Annotated in this window: 17 protein-coding genes and 2 pseudogenes; 6 read left to right on the top strand and 13 right to left on the bottom strand. The window is 37.0% G+C overall.

Annotated elements, in window-relative coordinates:
- Positions 1-191: 191 nt before the first annotated feature.
- From BAA9072_RS15445 to BAA9072_RS15410, 8 genes and pseudogenes are all read right to left on the bottom strand, one after another.
- A complete protein-coding gene (locus tag BAA9072_RS15445; RefSeq protein WP_201715573.1) occupies positions 192-1604 on the bottom strand; it encodes an ATP-binding protein in 1413 nt (470 codons plus the stop codon).
- A complete protein-coding gene (locus tag BAA9072_RS15440) occupies positions 1601-2317 on the bottom strand; it encodes a response regulator transcription factor (RefSeq protein ID WP_201715572.1) in 717 nt (238 codons plus the stop codon). The genes BAA9072_RS15445 and BAA9072_RS15440 overlap by 4 nt, the downstream gene beginning before the upstream one ends.
- Before the next feature lies 1 nt (position 2318).
- A pseudogene (locus BAA9072_RS24305) lies at positions 2319-3136 on the bottom strand (cytochrome c oxidase assembly protein).
- Positions 3137-3246: 110 nt separating this feature from the next.
- Positions 3247-3981: an urease accessory protein UreH domain-containing protein gene (locus tag BAA9072_RS15425; protein WP_201715570.1), complete on the bottom strand. Its 735-nt coding sequence runs from the start codon at positions 3979-3981 to the stop codon at positions 3247-3249.
- Positions 3982-4719: 738 nt separating this feature from the next.
- A complete protein-coding gene (locus BAA9072_RS15420) occupies positions 4720-5451 on the bottom strand; it encodes a YwmB family TATA-box binding protein (protein WP_201715569.1) in 732 nt (243 codons plus the stop codon).
- Between the two features lie 299 nt (positions 5452-5750).
- Positions 5751-6191, bottom strand: a pseudogene (locus BAA9072_RS24300) (reverse transcriptase domain-containing protein).
- On the bottom strand, positions 6184-6315 hold the full coding sequence (locus BAA9072_RS24540; protein WP_269139965.1) for a hypothetical protein: 132 nt from the start codon (positions 6313-6315) through the stop codon (positions 6184-6186). The pseudogene BAA9072_RS24300 and the gene BAA9072_RS24540 overlap by 8 nt, the downstream one beginning before the upstream one ends.
- Before the next feature lie 659 nt (positions 6316-6974).
- Positions 6975-7139 carry a hypothetical protein gene (locus BAA9072_RS15410; protein ID WP_201715568.1) on the bottom strand — a complete coding sequence of 55 codons (165 nt, stop codon included), beginning with the start codon at positions 7137-7139 and terminating at the stop codon, positions 6975-6977.
- A 721-nt stretch (positions 7140-7860) separates the two neighbouring features.
- On the opposite strand from BAA9072_RS15410, the gene BAA9072_RS15405 reads away from it, so the two are divergent.
- Positions 7861-8043 carry a hypothetical protein gene (locus BAA9072_RS15405; RefSeq protein WP_201715567.1) on the top strand — a complete coding sequence of 61 codons (183 nt, stop codon included), beginning with the start codon at positions 7861-7863 and terminating at the stop codon, positions 8041-8043.
- A 496-nt stretch (positions 8044-8539) separates the two neighbouring features.
- On the opposite strand, the gene BAA9072_RS15400 is transcribed toward BAA9072_RS15405, so the two are convergent.
- Entirely contained in the window at positions 8540-8824 is a 285-nt protein-coding gene (locus BAA9072_RS15400; protein ID WP_330999301.1) for an NUDIX hydrolase, read from the bottom strand.
- Positions 8825-9038: 214 nt separating this feature from the next.
- Here BAA9072_RS15400 and BAA9072_RS15395 point away from each other — a divergent pair, with 214 nt between their 5' ends.
- Complete coding sequence (locus BAA9072_RS15395) at positions 9039-9191, top strand: MerR family DNA-binding transcriptional regulator (RefSeq protein ID WP_201715598.1); 153 nt, start codon at positions 9039-9041, stop codon at positions 9189-9191.
- Here BAA9072_RS15395 and BAA9072_RS15390 read toward each other — a convergent pair.
- Together BAA9072_RS15390 and BAA9072_RS15385 are read right to left on the bottom strand one after the other, a co-directional pair.
- Positions 9169-9747 (bottom strand): hypothetical protein, encoded by a 579-nt coding sequence (locus BAA9072_RS15390; RefSeq protein ID WP_201715565.1) that lies wholly within the window; start codon positions 9745-9747, stop codon positions 9169-9171. The two genes, BAA9072_RS15395 and BAA9072_RS15390, sit on opposite strands and share 23 nt — an antisense overlap.
- A gap of 133 nt (positions 9748-9880) precedes the next feature.
- Entirely contained in the window at positions 9881-10483 is a 603-nt protein-coding gene (locus BAA9072_RS15385) for a YdhK family protein (protein WP_201715564.1), read from the bottom strand.
- 165 nt (positions 10484-10648) lie between these two features.
- On the opposite strand from BAA9072_RS15385, the gene BAA9072_RS15380 reads away from it, so the two are divergent.
- From BAA9072_RS15380 to BAA9072_RS15365, 4 genes are all read left to right on the top strand, one after another.
- On the top strand, positions 10649-12028 hold the full coding sequence (locus tag BAA9072_RS15380) for a sensor histidine kinase (RefSeq protein ID WP_230980892.1): 1380 nt from the start codon (positions 10649-10651) through the stop codon (positions 12026-12028).
- Positions 12025-12711 (top strand): response regulator transcription factor, encoded by a 687-nt coding sequence (locus tag BAA9072_RS15375; protein WP_201715563.1) that lies wholly within the window; start codon positions 12025-12027, stop codon positions 12709-12711. The genes BAA9072_RS15380 and BAA9072_RS15375 overlap by 4 nt, the downstream gene beginning before the upstream one ends.
- Positions 12712-12738: 27 nt before the next feature.
- Positions 12739-13656 (top strand): F510_1955 family glycosylhydrolase, encoded by a 918-nt coding sequence (locus tag BAA9072_RS15370; protein WP_201715562.1) that lies wholly within the window; start codon positions 12739-12741, stop codon positions 13654-13656.
- 219 nt (positions 13657-13875) lie between these two features.
- Positions 13876-14415 carry an urease accessory protein UreH domain-containing protein gene (locus BAA9072_RS15365; RefSeq protein WP_330999300.1) on the top strand — a complete coding sequence of 180 codons (540 nt, stop codon included), beginning with the start codon at positions 13876-13878 and terminating at the stop codon, positions 14413-14415.
- A 195-nt stretch (positions 14416-14610) separates the two neighbouring features.
- On the opposite strand, the gene BAA9072_RS15360 is transcribed toward BAA9072_RS15365, so the two are convergent.
- Together BAA9072_RS15360 and lgt are read right to left on the bottom strand one after the other, a co-directional pair.
- Complete coding sequence (locus tag BAA9072_RS15360; RefSeq protein ID WP_201715561.1) at positions 14611-16653, bottom strand: heavy metal translocating P-type ATPase; 2043 nt, start codon at positions 16651-16653, stop codon at positions 14611-14613.
- A gap of 260 nt (positions 16654-16913) precedes the next feature.
- On the bottom strand, positions 16914-17738 hold the full coding sequence (lgt, locus tag BAA9072_RS15355) for a prolipoprotein diacylglyceryl transferase (protein ID WP_201715560.1): 825 nt from the start codon (positions 17736-17738) through the stop codon (positions 16914-16916).
- Positions 17739-17751: the final 13 nt, after the last annotated feature.

Raw genomic sequence — 17751 nt, 5'->3', positions numbered from 1 at the left:
ACTCCTTTTTTTAAAATAAATGAGATATAAAATAATCCCGGCGGCTATCGGTATAGACATCCAAAAACAAAGAGTAGCAAAGGTCTTAAAGTAGGATCCTAACTCTTGATAAAACATGAAAGTCCCTGACATGGTTAAACAAGCTAAACCAGCGAATATCAATAAAAACGGTATGAGGAATTCCAATTTCTTCATGATAATCCCTCCTCTGTATAAACTGGGAACTCTAGCCTTACCTTTGTGCCTTTTCCTACCTTACTTTGAACATCGATGGAACCATTTTGTAAGCTCACAAGATGCTTGACTATGGATAGCCCTAAACCAGTACCTCCATATTGTCTTGACCTTGATTTTTCAACTCGATAGAACCTATCAAACAAAAACGGTATTTCATTTTCTGGAATACCAATCCCTGTATCCTCAATTTCTAAAACTACTTCTGATTCATCACTGAACAGCTTGATTTTTATAAAGCCCTCCTCTGTATATCTAATGGCATTTTCCACTAGGTTAATGAGAACTTGTTCAACCCTTAGTCCGTCTGCCAATATACTGGGAATCGAAATGATAGAATCAACGGAGAGTAACAGCCCTTTTTCTTTAGCCTTCAACCGAGTTTTCTCCAAAGAATTTTCAATGACTTCAATAAGATCAATTTTTTCCAGTTGTAAATGGAAATGTCCTTCTTCCATTTTTGATAGTTCAAAGAGGTCATTTACTAACTTAGTCATCCGTGTTGTTTCTTGTTCAATGATAGATAAATACTTATCCTTTTCTTCCTCCGATTCGTAAAGGCCCTCTTTTAAAACCTTTGCAAAACCATCTACGTATGCAAGAGGAGTTCTAAGTTCATGAGAAACACTTGCGAAAAACTCCTGACGATTCGCGCGATAACTCTCAAGTTCAAAGGCTAAATCATTAATTGATCTTCCCAACGTCCCAATTTCATCCCCCGTAGTAATGCCTACTCTTGAGTTAAGTTCTCCCTTAGCCATACCACGGGTAACGGAAACCATATCCAATAAAGGTCTTGATAACCTTTTAGATACGATATATATCAAGCCCGAGGCCAATAGTATACTGCCAATACCAGCAAGTATTAGCAAATTTTTAATCACCTCTAAAGATTGAGTAATAGGTTCAATTGAAGAGAAGACATACATACTGCCAATATACTTTTCATTTCTATCAAAGATGGGCCTCCCTATATAGATAAACCTTTCATTTAACAAACGATCATAATACTCATATCTTGGAATTTTTTCATCTTTGCCAAGACGGAACGGCTCCATTGTTATTTTTCGATTTTCTTCAAAACTAGGAAGACCCGAGTTTGCGAATACTTGTCCATTACTATCCACAATCACTATTTCCTGATCGGTCATCGTTGCTAAAGTCTCGAACATGTGGAAGATTTCATTGTTTTCCATTGAGGAGATTGATTCAGCATATCGCTTAGACAAGTCCATAAGCTGAGTCTGAACCTTACTATAATAAAATCCCGAGAAAATCTGTTGGGTAACAAACCCTAATGGGAGTAGGATTATTAGTACAATGATTAAGATACTCCCACCTAGTTTAAAAACAATACGATTCCAATTCATTTGTCTGCCTCAAGCTCATGGAATTTGTATCCCACTCCCCATACCGTTTTAATTGGAATAAATGAAAGCTTATTTTTTCTAAATTTCTCTCTTAGGTTCTTAATATGAGAATCGACTGTCCGTATGTCCAGGACCTCATGAATTCCCCAAACAAGGTCCAAGAGCATGTCCCTTGTATAAACTGATCTGGGATTGTGTACAAATAACAAGATAAGTTCATATTCCTTAGGTGTTAGTTCAATATAATGATCATTCACATAAACTTCCCTCGCGTTTAGATCAATTCTTAAATCATGTATCTCGATTTCATTTTTTGAGTTTTTAAATGACTCTTTCTTTATAGAATTAGATCGGCGAATAAGCGCTTTTACTCTCGCTAGTAACTCTTCTGATTGATAAGGTTTTACTAAGTAATCATCTGCACCTACATCAAAACCCTGCACTTTATCCTTAACTTCACCTCTGGCAGTTAACATTAAAATTGGAGTTGTTTCATTATGTTGACGAATTTCTCTACACACTTCCCATCCAGACATATCAGGCATCATAATATCCAGGATGATTAAGCTCATTTCTATCTCGCCCACAAAAATTTCTAATGCTTCTTTTCCATTTCTAGCTTCCACTACCTCATATTCTTGTCCTAAATGAATGGATAATAACTTTCTCATATTCCACTCATCATCAACAATTAAAATTCTATCCTTCGTCATTTTACATCACGTCCAGGTTATAACTTCTTTCGTTCTCTCTTTCTTTTTTTGCCCATTTAAAAAATATATAACCAATCGTTGAACCATACACCAGCTCTTGGAACACTTTCATAATGATACCGCCTGTTCGTTGATCTTCTAAATAAGGCAGTACAGCAAACAATTGGGGGGCATGTGCGTAAACCGTATAAAAAGGAACCTTTGAAAAAATAATTAATGCACATGCCGGTGTGAGTAAAACTCCTGACGCAAAAATATAACCTATTTTTTGAATTTCAGATAAACTTTCTAACTCTCTTGTTAGCGGAATTAATGGAATCCACATTAGTATAGCACTAAGAGTCAATAAAGCATGTGTCATGTTATGAAGCAAAGTATCAGCAACAACCGTATTAAAAATTAACGGTATATGATATAAAGAAACAAAACGTTAAACAGAAGAAGCAGAATTAAAGGAAACTTTAAGATTAAAAAGATATTTTTTCTTAATCCCCATACCACAACTGGCTTTATCACCTTCATTGGGATCCCAAGTAGCAATAAAGGCGGAAACGCAACATATACAATAGATTGCTCCAGCATATGTGCACTAAACAGGTACTGATCACCCAGATAATGTAGTGGGCTTCCTAGCGCTATATAAAAAACTGCTAGTGCGAGAAAAAAACATATAGACTGACTAAGTGATTCTCTAAGTTTAATTAAGTAGAACCCAAATATGAATATTAATACCGCAGCTAGAAGGTAGTTCCATTCACTCAGGTAATTTGGGGACAGCTCCCTTCCATCCCCGCCATGAGCTAATGAATATATTGGCATTAGGATTGTGAAAAATGGAATTAGTAACAAGACTCTTTTGTCTTTATTCATTCATTCTCCCTCATTCTAAGTTATCTCTAGATAAATTGAAATTTCAAGAAAAAAGGTAGTTAGATTGCCCAATAAGTTAATGTATCAACCACCCCTAAAAGAATCATGATTACTCCAGCAGTCCTTTGAATAACCAAACCAATTTTTCTCCCTTTTTTCATTACCGTCCCACCAGCCTCATAATACCAAATTAGAAATATAGCAATAAATAGAGGAAGAGTTGTTCCGATTGCGAATATGCTAGGCAAAACAAAACCATAGGAAGTTGATACCACAACCGGCATTAAACTTACGAAAAATAATACGAACATGGTTGGACAGAACCCTAACGAAAAGCTAACCCCCATTAAAAAGGAACCTAATTTTCCTTCTTTAATAAATTCTCTTGGGATTTTTAATAACGTTAAGGTCCCTCTTAGCTTGATGATTCCTACCATAAACAAACCAGCAAATAATAAAACTGGGCCAATTACCTTTCGCATCCAAGGGAAGAACGGGATAATATCTCTTTGAAATTCATTACCTAAAGACCAGGCTAACAATCCTATGACTGTAAAGGTGAGGATTTTCCCTAAGGTGAAAAAGACGACTTCTGACCACGCCAGCCCCTTCTGCAAAGATTTGTTTCCGTAAAGTGTGATAGCCCCTATATTTCCAGTGAACTGACATGGTGCGAGTGCACCTACAATCCCTAATATAAAAGCAAACAATATAGGTATTCCTTCAGTGCCGTATGTTAGATTTAAAAAAGGCTCGGATAAAATATTGCTTACTTTCGAAAAAAAATCGTACATATTATCACCCTATTCATTTCTTCACAGCTAATATTAATTAAAATATTTGAAGAAAGTATGGAGAAAGTCTATTTTTATTTATGTTATTATTTTTCTAAACAAAAGAGCCACTCTTGTTTGAGCGACTCCTTGGTCTTCAATCAATTTTATTAAATGACCCGACACGGAAAGAAGCGCTCCTAATGAATGGACCGATCGGAATATATAACATATTCTTTTCTACCTATTTATATAAAGCTATTAATCGGCAATTATAAGTTACTATTTTTTCTCAGTCAAAGGATCTTACTGGTACAATTAGCTTTTCATTTTTATGTCGAAATTTGCTTAGCGAATGTTTACGTACTGGAACCTCTAAAAGAGATGTTAATATCTTGAAAATAAATGGTTCCAGTTCTCCAAATGCATACTTTACATTAATTTGAGCATTTATTTTGTATTAATTCGAGCAATGTAAATCTGTTTTTTTGAATCTTGTCGGCAAGCCTCTGTACATCGGCGACACGAATCAGCAAAATCCCTTAAATACCGAATGAGTTTAGTGTCTTCTAAATCCTTACTCTTCACCCAAACCAAAGCAAAAATGTATATTAATTGAAATTTTGTCTTATAGAGGCCTTAAAACTTCAGTTATATAAAACCCGGAATATAGATCCTGAGGTTTAATCCCGGAAATCGTATTAATCAAATCCGCGATATGTCGGCAAGACCACTATAACTGTCTATCCCCAAAAGTTATTAATACTCGGAAACTATAATGGGTGAGCCCATCGTTATATTCGTTTTATTCAAACCTGAATTATAACGGAATCCCAATTGTAAATTCATATTCTTATCATTCCTAGATGGAATTCTGCTTTGCCAGTTAGAATTGTATGCGGAAATTGAAAGAAACTCGTCTTCATTAAGACCTTCAACGTAATTAGCTTGAAAATCATTTAAAATTTTTTTTGCGGATTCCTCCATATCCAGTTTCTTCGTTACGAATCCTTGTAATATGTAATACTCATCCTCAACATCAGTGTACATCTCAATTTCTCTTAACATACTTTCATATAATTTTTTATCCCATTTATCTCCAGTTGCTTCCAAAGTTAAAAACAATTGATATCGATCATCATTCTTATAAGCATAAATTTGAATTTTACGGAGTAATTTACTTGAGGTATTGCTGATATTACCTTCTATTGTAAAATGATGGATTTTTCGATCAAAACCTGTCCATTCTTTCACAAAAGGAAATCTCAACTTTGTACTTTCTACTATTTCATACACTTCTTCGATATCCTTTGCATTTCCTAACTTCGTTTTCATATATACCTGCCAGGAAGTGGTTGTAATATTGTTTTTATGAGCAACATCCATCATTTTTTCTAATTCCATCCCATTATTTCCGTCAACATGATTAATAGAATAAAAGATTATGAAAAAAAGATAAACCAATATGGAAAAAACTTGTTTAATCATCATTCTCCCCTCCTCAGTAAAAGCATTGACCGAGTAGGAAAGATATATACCATTAGATTAATAGAAAAGTGACGTTTTCTAATTTCTTAGAGAAAAAAATGGGAATTCAGAAAAAGCAATCTCTTTAAGGGGTCATAATAAAACCAAATCCCAGAAACTTTGTTTTACTAGGGCGTGCTATTCTGCTCCTCTATATATTCACCATTAATCCAAGTTTCTTCTCGATGAATCTTGAGATAGATGTAAGAACCCTATTCACTGCTTTTTCACTTTTAACGAAGATAAGGCTATCGTCTGCGTACCTAACGAAACGCAGTCCTCTTGCCTAATTCCTTGTCCAATTCGTTTAACATAATGTTGCTTAGAAGTGGGCTAAGGTTGCGTCCTTGTGGTGTTCCAACTGACGTGTCTTCAAATTTGCCACATACCATCACACCACTGACGAGATATTTCCGAATAAAGGAAATGACATCCCCATCTTTAATCGTATGGGAGATGATTCTCATTAATTTTTCGTGATGAACGGTATCAAATAATCGTTCTAGGTCAATGCCTACTAACCATTAATGTCCGTCGTTTATGTACTCCAGAGCTTGAATGATGGCCATCTCACAGCTTCTTCCTGGTCGGAAACCATAGTAGCTGTATTTGCTGAATTGCTTTTCGAAGATTGGACTCAGTTTTTGACTAATTGCTTGTTGTACCACTCTGTCGACGACCGTTGGGATACCTAATTTACGCATTTTCCCGTTCTTTTGGAATTTCTACTCGCAGTGCTGGTGCTTGCTGGTATTTTCTTTTCCGGATTTGAAAGCGAATTTCATCCTTATGTTTTTTTAGATATTCCTTCAGTTCCTCCACGTTCACTCAGTCTACTCCACTTGCACCTTTATTGCGATACACACACATATAAGCTCGATTCATGTTTTGGTTATTTAAGATTTCTTCTAAAAGTTTCACACTCGTTTCTCCCTTTCCTCTCACGTGACGGCAAGACACTTCTCTTTTGAGTATTCTTTGAGATACGCTCATACTCTCCTCATTAACACATTCAGAAGTATATCTTCCGTGCATTTGTGGTGTAGAAACACTATAAATTGTTCATCCCTTCCTGATTTTTCGCTACTATGGCTTCGGCTAACTCCTCACGATAAACCTATTCCGACCAGCTTTCTCAGTAGGTGACTCCAGAGCTGTCCGTGAGATCTCCCAGGGTAAGACGACTATCTTTCCTCTTTGCTAGCCCGATTTACTACGCAGGGTTTACGTTCATCTTATCGGACTTTGACTTGTTATGGAGCCTCATCCACCTACAAAGCCTTCGTATAAGATTTCTATTCGTCGAGCCAAGATTTTGATACACGCTTCCTTCACCCCTTACCTCACGATAAGTACCTTGCGCTTCTCTAGTGGTTGGTTGATGTGTACCCCCACAGTGGACTTTCACCACCTAGATAGCCGCCATGCCTGGCGTACATAAAAAACCAACCTCAAATAAGGTTGGTTAGAGATTAAGTATTAAGTTCTTATAACATTTCACGACAAGCGCTAATACATTCTTGTAAATCTGTTGTTGCATGTTGTAATTTTTCTTTTGACTTCGCATGACCCATTTTTCCCATAGCATTGTTTAGATGTGTAAGTGCTGCTTCACACTCAGTAATGCATTCTTGTATATCATTTTGTGCCATTTTTAAATACCTCCCTTCTACCCTTTTATTATGTTCAATGGAAAGATTTCTATGAAAAATTAAAATAAGCACCCTCGAAAGATGCTTTACTTCAATGAGTTCATTGCCGAGTTATAAATAGCTAAAGCACATGCCCCAAGAACCAATATTATACTGAACACTCTAAAAAACTCTTTAAGTATCCCCTCATTCATCTTTCTTAGAAAAGAGAAATGACTACAAAAATAGACAAGGTAACAACCGTAGCTATTATAATAGGTCCGTGGACCCCAACTCATTTAAAAATTAATCAGTTCAATTCCAGTGATATATGACCTTGTCCCCCTCCTGGATCGCCCTTCTCCTCCTCCAGGATTGACGGCGACGCTTTGTTTATGTCCTTCACCTCCACCTGATCAAACATTATGATTCCTCCCTCTATAAATGAATCGATTACTAGGTCGGTTCCTTTTTCAATATTTTAAGAATAAGAGTACTTCCTAAATAACTTGGTTATGATTACTTAAGAGAGGTAAAAAGGTTTCCACTTGCCTTTTGTCTCTCGAATAGTTGTACTCATTGAAGCCTGTCTGCCATCACTGGGGTAGAAAGGCTTCTTTCTCATAGGCTTGTAAACCTTATCCGAAATCCTTTTTTAAAATATCCCCCATATATTACTAATGAAATTACAGGAATATTTATCCTCTATTAATTTATACCTTTTTAGAATGGAGGAATGAACTTGCTTTTACCTATAATATCTCGACCTTTTTCAAGTAAAAACCATGCGATTATAAATTCAAGAAAAACTGAATGTGGTATCCCTTACGATGAATTTAATGAAAATTTCACTAAAGCAAAAAAAGCTATTTTTTTTCGTGAAATAAAAACATTAAGTTGTTCCCATAGTAAACGCGCAATATAGAATCTTCTTTTAAAGCTTTAATGATTGGCATCTTAAAAATAATGGGCATTGTATTAGAAGCTAATTTATGTTCTTTAGTTATAGCCTACGTTCATTTAGGGTGGCCTCCTTATCAGGTGGATCCCCTTAGCAACTTCATGGTCATCTTCTTTGACCATTTCTAGTTTTTCAGCAGTGTGGCATATCCTTTAGCATAGCTTGTAGACTTCAGCCTTCGTTCTGCCGACTCGACTTGTGCTTCAAACCCTATAACCTACCAGTTATAACGCTTGCAGGAGTATTGACGGAATGGTTTGGGTAACATGGAATCGTCATTCCCATCCTCGGTTGTAAAGTTGGAATTCAAATACTAAATTCCCTGCTTTTCACGCTTAACAACGCTTATAGCAGAACTTGTCGCACGCACTCTTTAGTTTAATAAGAACTAACCTAAATATGTCTCTTAACTATGTAAACGGAGATGTGTCGATAACCCAAAGAGTTTTATCCTTTACACTCAATATTTTTCAAACTTCCCTTTTAATTCAATTAACTTTTTCTTAATAAAAGGGTCTGTTTCTTCAGGCAATTGATCTAATTTGAAAAGTCCAGCTTCAATTGCTTGATTTTCATCAGGCGTTACTTCTCCTTCGTAGTCCGTACATAAATATCCAATTGCATCAGTATGATATTCATCTTCACCCTTCTCTGGCTTCGTATTTAATTCCAGACCAGAATACACACCAAATAATTGTAGAGAATTTAACATTAAACCTAAATCTTCTTTTACATTTCTTTTAATACACTCCTCATGATTAAGATATTTATTTAAGATACACCATCATCTCTTAATTAAAGCAATAAGGTATTAATGGAGTAACCTACCCCTTTTTAGTTGGCATTTGTCAGCCACCTTCTATACAAGTTGCAGTAGAACTTCCAACAATGGAATTTAATTCTTGAAGTAGCAAAGCTAAAAGTTCTCTTTCAATTAATGTTTCTAATGATTTTTTGTAATTGGTACATGTACTTTTTTAAAACTTCTCTCGTATTTCCCCAAACATCGATATTACGAGCGTTTAGGCTTAATTCCAAAGCCTAATAGTACCGAAAACGGATACCGAATGTATGCGCAGCAAACAATCCTTAATTCGCATCTTTACTTCTAAGCTTCTCAATTTCAAACGCTTCAACAATATTGAAATTATTTACAGTAAAAGGGTTGGAGACAAACGGACGTGTAGAAAATTCAAGCTTATTAAACGCCTCATAAAGGTGATTTTCATCTATAGAATCGCTCCCACATTTTGCTGCTAATGCAGTTGCTTCATATAAAATTTTATTCAAATGTGAAGGCAATCCATTAGTGGCGTAGTAAAACTTATCAGCCAATTGCTTGGATGCAAGAGAAGAACTTTCTACAAAAGGCGACCTTTTATCAATACTATTTAACAATGTCCTAAATTCGATTTGGTCTTCTTTAGTATTGTAATAAAATCCGTCCATTTTAAGCTTCATAAGGAATCGGCGATCCAGTTGTGGGTTAAACTTAAATATCTTTTTTGATTCAGAAAACCCGCATAAGTTAATTGGTACCCCGGCTTCATCGCAAAAGGATTTCACCCAATCTGATGCTTTATTAAGGACATGTTGCGTGTCTCTATCTAAAAGATGTTGAAATCCGCTTCCAAAAAAGCCACCGCCCATACCTCCGCCGTTCATCATAAAATCATCTCCTTATTATTTTTTTCACCCACTACTGTACTTTTTAAACTAGAAATTATTCTAAATTTGGTAATAGTTTACAAAAAAGAGCATATCCACCATTTAAAATGTACGGATAAGCTCTTTTCGTATATCATTGTTCTTTGGATGACAGCTCACTTTCGGTAACCCATTTATGATTTTTCACGTCTTCTCCGCCATCCGTTGGGGTGTAATCGACCATATAGACGGTTGTTTTTTCAGCTGAATCAATTGTGGCTTTAGCACCATCCATTCCTTCCATGTGGTTGGCATTTAATACGACTTCATCTCCCTGCTTATATTGTTCTTCCCTGAGGTTCTCTAATTCTTCATGGATGACCCACTTGTGGTTTTTAACTTTTTCACCACCGTTTGTAGGCGAATAAGTAACAGTGTATACTACAGTGTCATAAGCACCTTGGATAGTCGCCTCTGCTCCTTTCATCCCCGGCATATGTTCCGTCTCGAGAATAGCCTTGCTTCCTACTGCATATTTAGGGTTTTCTGCCTCCTTCAAGCCTTCTGGAACTTCACCCGAACCAGAATGATTCATTTCACCATGGTCCATATCATCCATTTCTTCTTTTTCTTCCATCTTCTCTTGATCACTTTGGTTTTCGTTGTTTTTTGTCTTTTCTCCGTTGTTGCTAGAACAAGCTCCTAGAACAAGAATAGATAGTGTTACGAAAAGCAAAGCAATTCTTTTGATTGTCATGTTGACTCCTCCTTACTTACGTTTCATTAAAATTTTACCCTGTAGATATGCAAAATATATGTAGAAACAAAAACTATTTATAAGCTAGAGTTAACTGTTAAAACTGCACACTATCTTCAAAAATAAAATGTAAACTTATTAATAGTTCAGAATTGAGGTTTGATAATGAAGATATCTACCAAGTTAACGGTATATTTCACGATCGCAGTATTTATTTTGGTTGTTTTCATCTTGATTTTTCTCCACGAAAGTATCGTGAACAGTAGAATAGATGAAGAAATAAATTCCATTCAATCAAGAGGTGAAAGTCATCGCGACGTATTAGAGGATAACTATACTCAGCAAACCCTACAGCATATAGCCCTAATGGAATCAAAAACAAGTGCAATTGTTGTTGTTACTGACAAACAAAAGAATATCATTATTGCTTCGGACAAGGTTTCAGATGGAATGGTAAGGGTTATAGAGAAAACTTTTGTAGCTTCCTATCCCAATAGCAATATGCTAAAAAATGACTACCGTAATGACGATTACATTGTATCTGTGTCTTCCTATCGTGCAAATTCTCAAGAAGGTTATATCTTTATGTTTAAACCCACTGGTCCTTTAAGAAAGTTAATCAAGGAACTAAACTCTCACTTTCTAATTGCAGGCTGGCTTAGTTTAGCCCTAATGATTATTATTCATTTTATTCTTTCCAAGATTTTAACCCGGCCCCTAATTAAAATGAAGTCTGCAACTGAGAGAATCAATAGAGGAGATTATGATGTTTTGCTTCCTCAAGCAGGAAATGATGAAATTGGCCAATTGTCTCAAGCCATACAAAAGTTGTCTGATGATCTAAAGACAATAAAAGCAGAGAGAGCTGAATTTCTAGCAAGTATCTCTCATGAACTTAGAACTCCTCTAACTTACGTGCAAGGTTATACTACTATTGCACAGAGAAAAGAAATCGGGGAGCAGGAGCGAAGGGAATATCTTCAAATTATCGAGGAGGAGACCGGTACAATTGTCCAGCTAGTGGAAAATCTTTTTGAACTTGCAAAGCTTGATGAAAATACCTTTACTATTTACAAGGAAACAGTGGAAATTGGGCCTTTATTAAATAGATTATATACGAAGGTTAAGCCGGCATTTGTTAATCAAAACATTCAATTACATTTTGTAGATTGTACAACTAACATGGTCATCTATGCAGATCCGATACGTCTGGAACAAATTTTCTTGAATCTGCTGGATAACGCTAAGAAATATTCAAATAAAGATACGATGGTTACTCTTACTGTCACCTCTGACTCGAAGAATGCTATCTTCTCGCTTGAAGATGAAGGTATCGGTATCCCTGAAGATGAAATTCCGAATATCTTCACACGCTTATATCGCGTTGAAAAGTCTCGTTCTAGAGAACATGGGGGATCAGGGCTTGGACTATCAATTGTAAAAGAGCTGGTTGAAGCACACAGAGGTGATATTCAGGTGAAGAGTACAATCGGAAAAGGAACGATTATACAACTGTTTATTCCTATTAAGGAGGGTTCTAAATGAAAAACATTCTTATTGTAGATGATGAGGCGAGAATGCTGAATCTCATTGAACTTTTTCTCAAACCGCGTGGGTACTCATGTGTTAAAGCTAACAACGGTCATGAGGCCATCCAGCATTTGAGGAAGAGAGAATTTGATTTACTGCTGCTTGATATCATGATGCCAGAGATGTCTGGTTGGGAAGTATGTGAAAAGATCAGGACGTTTTCGTCGGTCCCAATCATCATGCTTACTGCAAGGGACACAAAAGCCGATCTTATCAGAGGCCTTGAACTCGGAGCAGACGATTATCTCACAAAACCATTTGACGAAGAAGTGCTCCTGGCCAAAATTAAAGCAGCTTTGAGAAGGCACAAGAATGAGTTCCAAACATCTAACTCACACCTCTTAATCAGAGGGGATTTTAGTTTGAATTATCAGTCATTCACACTAATTCATAATGAAAAGCAAATATCACTCACTTTGAAGGAATTTAAATTACTAGAAGCATTAATGAAGAAGCCTGAACAAGTGTATACAAGGCAGCAGCTTCTATTGATGGTATGGGATAATCATGCAGCAACTGAAATCCGCACGGTAGATTCTCATATCCGGAATCTTCGTGACAAGTTAAAATCCGCTCACTTTCCCATTGAGAACCACTTGACCACCATTTGGGGATTTGGTTATCAGTGGAAAGTATAAATAAACAAGAAGGCAGGAGAAAATTATATGAAACTTAATAAAGCAATTGGTCTATTAATTGGATCTGGATTACTAATAACCGGATGTTCCTCTACAGCACAAGAATATAAGTTCGTAAGTCCAGAATCAGAAAATGTCGAACACCTACATGGTGCAGGATACCCAAATAATGACGATGCTTTTTTTATAGCTACTCACAACGGACTCTATAAATATGAAGAAAACAAATGGACAGAGGCTAATCGCAATAAACATGATTACATGGGATTCTCTCCATATAAAGACGGTTTTTATTCCAGCGGGCATCCTGAGAATGGTTCTGACTTGAAGAACCCACTGGGAATCATCAAGAGTACTGATCAAGGGAAATCTTTAGACAAGCTGGCATTCTATGGGGAAACTGACTTTCATTATCTTTCTGCAGGATATGAATCCGGTCAGTTGTTTGTCATAAACCAAGAACCTAATTCTACATTGGAAACAGGCCTTTATTCTTCAATCGATGAAGGGGAAAACTGGAACAAGAGAAAAATGTCAGGAATCGATCCTGCTAAGTTGATTGGACTTGCCGCCCATCCTGATAAAAAAAATCTGTTGGCTATAAATAGTCAGGAAGGGATCTTTTTCTCAGAAGACGGCGGGGATACCTTTTCACCAATAATGCAAGGAACACCGGTTACCAGTGTAGTATTAAACGATAAAACCGGGGTATATTCGAGTTTAGAAGAAGAGGGTATCAGCTTGATTAAGTTTAACTTGGAATCACTTGAAGAAGTAGAATTACCGTTACCTTCAATAAATAACGATAATTCTATCATGTTCATAGCACAAAATCCAAAGAATCAGTCAGAAATGACGTTAGTGACATACAAAAATGATATCTACCGTACGTCTGACGGCGGTAAGAACTGGACTGAAATTATGGACAGTGGAAAACCTGAGTGATAATAATGAATAAGGTTGTGTAAGTATGTATGAAATACTAACTAGAATCAGTAATACATTAAGTCTCCCGTTTTACAATATGGTGGATAGTTTAATGGATTTTCCTATTTTAGTTGCATTAATCTTAGGATTAATCGGTTCACTCGCGCCCTGCCAGCTCACTACAAATATCAGCGCTATCACAATTTATGGAACCAGCAGTATCCAGTCTAAAATGAAGTGGACAGAAGTACTTTTTTTCATAGCAGGAAAATCATTGCCTTCTCTTTGCTTGGTCTATTATTTTGGTGGATTGGAAATGATTTCAGATCTAATAGCACTATTTTTTTCTCTGCATTCCGGAAGGTTATAGGTCCCATGATTATTTTTATTGGTTTATTTTTATTAGGCTTCTTCAAGTTGCGTTTCATTAATAAACTATCAAGTTGGATTCCAGTTACATTTAAAGAGGGGAAATGGGGATCGCTTTGGATGGGAATCAGTTTTTCAGTTGCTTTTTGTCCAACTATGTTTATTTTATTCTTTGTAACCCTAATGCCAGTTGCCATTTCTTCTCCTTCGGGCTTTACACTACCGTCATTGTTTGGAATCGCTACATCTATTCCACTTTTAATTATTCTATTCATGATTAGCTTTTTGGAACTTGATGGATCGTTGATTAAAAAAAGCAGAAAGGTAGGTTCCTTGGTTCAGAAGTTTTCTGGCGTAGCCTTAGTTATCCTTGGGGTTTTTGATACGCTCACGTATTGGAGTTTGTAAACCAACAAGTAAAAAGAAATTCTCATGAGAAAGTATATGATATAGAAAGTATATGATATATGTAAATTTCATTTTCAAATGAATATATAGTAAAAGAGCATCGAAAGAGATGCTCTTTTACTATATTGTGATCTATGCTGTTAAATTTCTTAGAGTGTTCCTCAAGTAAGTCACCTGCGCGTTACTCAAAAAACCTTAAACTTTCAATAAACGTGCATTAATAGCTACTATCACGGTACTGAGTGACATTAGTACGGCTCCAATTGCCGGACTCAGTACAATTCCTGCATTGTACAGGACTCCAGCTGCCAGCGGAATAGCTACAATGTTATAACCGGCAGCCCACCATAAGTTTTGAATCATCTTCCGATACGTTGCTTTCGATAATGAAATAATGGACACAACATCATTCGGATTACTCTTTACCAATATAACATCCGCTGTTTCCATTGCCACATCAGTACCCGCTCCCACCGCTATACCAAGGTCGGCGTTTGCAAGAGCCGGTGCATCATTTACACCGTCACCCGTCATTGCTACTCTCAGACCTTCTTTTTTCACCTCCTTGATCTTTTCAGCTTTTTGGTGAGGCAACACTTCTGCATAAACCTCATCAAGATCTAAATTATTCGCCACCCAGTTGGCCACCTGCTTGTTGTCGCCCGTCAGCATCATAGCACGGATATTGAGTTCTTTTAATCGTTTCATGGCTTCCTTGGAGCTTTCTCTAACTTTATCCGCCAGAGCAATCATGGCAGATAATTCTCCCTCAACAAGTACAAACACTACAGTTTTTCCTTCACCGGATAGTTTTTCATAAATATCTTTATCATAGGAAATCTTCTCTTCAGCCATATAACCAGGACTGACCACCATTACGCTCTTGCCATTAATCCTCCCTTTAAGGCCCTTACCTGTAATGGATTGGAAGTTTTCCGGTTCAGATAACTTAATTGAACGTTTTTCAGCTTCCTCGAAAATCCCTCTTGCAATTGGGTGCTCTGACTGGGCTTCCAATGAGGCAGCGAGCCTTATAACTTCTTCTTCCGAACTTTCAACCAATTTTATATCAGTGATACCAAACTTACCTTCTGTCAACGTTCCAGTTTTGTCGAATACAATTGCATCAAGGATTCTTGCCCCTTCAAAGCTAGTACGATCTCGAATTAACAGCCCCCTCTTCGCAGCAATTGCCGTCGATCTTGCGACTACGAGTGGAGCAGCCAGCCCCAATGCGTGCGGACAGGCAATAACCATGACTGTTACCATTCTTTCCAATGCATAAACAAAACTTTCCCCTATTAACAGCCACACTGCCATTGTAATGATGCCCGCTAAAAGAGCTATATAAAACAACCATTTAGCTGCACGGTTTGATAAGTCTTGTGTTCGTGACTTTGATTCCTGTGCTTCTTTCACCATCGTCACGACCTGTGAGAGATAACTGTCTTCCCCTGTTTTCTCCACTGAAACTGTCAAAGAGCCTTCACCATTGATTGAACCGCCAATGATTTGATCTTCTTTGAATTTTTCAACAGGCACTGATTCCCCTGTTAACATTGACTCATCAAGTGTGGATTCTCCTTTAATGATCGTTCCATCGACCGGTACTTTTTCCCCCGGTTTAATCAGAACCTTGTCCCCCTGTTTCAATTCTGAAGTCGGAACATCTTTTACATTTCCTTCTTTATCGACGAGGTGAGCTTCTGACGGCATTAACTTCACTAACTCCTCCAATGCACGTGAAGCGCCCATGACCGATTTCATTTCAATCCAGTGGCCAAGGAGCATGATGTCAATCAACGTTGCCAACTCCCAGAAGAAGTTTTTTCCGGAAAGACCATATACCGTAAGCGAACTATAGGCATAGGCTACGGTGATGGCCAATGCAATCAGTGTCATCATTCCAGGTTCTTTTCGCTTTAACTCTTTCCAGGACCCTTCAAGAAATGGCCATCCACCATAAAAGAATATAAACGTAGCAAGACCGAATAAGATATACATGTCGCCAGTAAATCTTAAATCTATCCCTAAGAATTCCTGAATCATAGGTGAGAAAATCAATATCGGAATAGTGATAATGAGCGAAATATAGAACCTTCGTTTAAAGTCATCAACCATATGGGCATGATGAGAAGCATGATCTTCATGCTCCCCGTGTACATGTTCATTTTTCATCCCTGGTTCTCCGTGAGACTCTCGGTGCTGATGATGATCATGTGAATTTTGATGATTCATCCAAATATTCCTCCTTCATAAACAATCTTTCAATTAGTAATGCCCCAAAAATATGCAGAATTCATGAAAATCCATACCTTTACTATTAACAAAAAAGCATAACAGTCATGGCTGTTATGCTTCATAATAAGTTCAATAATTGTAATTATACTGTCATTGGGATGCACCTGTTACTGAAGGCATACTTCAGCATATTCACATTTAGATGCACATGCATCACATAATTTCAATGCTGCATAGCCGTTGAACATCGCAAGTCATTAGTGCCTCCGATAGTTGTGAAGATATGGTTCAAGTCTATACTTCTTTCTACGGTAATACATCAGAAAAATAGCTATGCCAATAATGAGCAACGAAATCAATTGAGCTACTCGAATACTGTCTGTAAGCATTAGACTGTCTGTCCTCATTCCTTCAACAAAAAATCTGCCCGTGGAATACCAAATCAGGTAAGTGAGGAACACATCTCCCTGCTTTAATTTTGTGAACTTTTTTCTAATAGTGATCAAAACAATAAACCCAAATAAATTCCACATTGATTCATAAAGAAATGTCGGATGATAATAATTACCCTCGATGAACATCTGATCGACTATAAAGTCAGGCAGGAACATTGATTCTAGAAACTCCCTGCTCACTTGAGTTCCATGAGCCTCCTGATTGATGAAATTACCCCATCGTCCAATAGATTGAGCCAAGATCAAACTCGGAGCAGCAATATCGGCGACTTTCCAAAAAGATATGCCTTTTTTATAACAGTAAATAATTGTGGTTAATACCGCCCCAATCAACGCACCATGAATGGCTATTCCGCCTTCCCAGACAGCAATGATATCCAACGGGTTTTCTTTATAGTATTCCCATTCAAAACTAACATAATAGATTCTTGCAAAAAGAATGGAAGTAGGAATAGCCCAAATCAAAAGGTCTGGAAACACATTATGGTCCATACCTGTCTTTTTAGACTCTTTAGTAACCAGCAAGAACCCTATCAGTATACCTAACCCTATAATTACTCCGTACCAGTAAACAGTAAAGGGTCCAACTTCTATTGCTATACGGTCAATCGTGTTTATGTCCTCCACTGTAAAACATACC

The sequence above is a fragment of the Rossellomorea arthrocnemi genome, from assembly GCF_904424705.1.
GTDB lineage: Bacteria > Bacillota > Bacilli > Bacillales > Bacillaceae_B > Rossellomorea > Rossellomorea arthrocnemi.
This window is presented reverse-complemented; position numbering and strand designations above follow the sequence as displayed.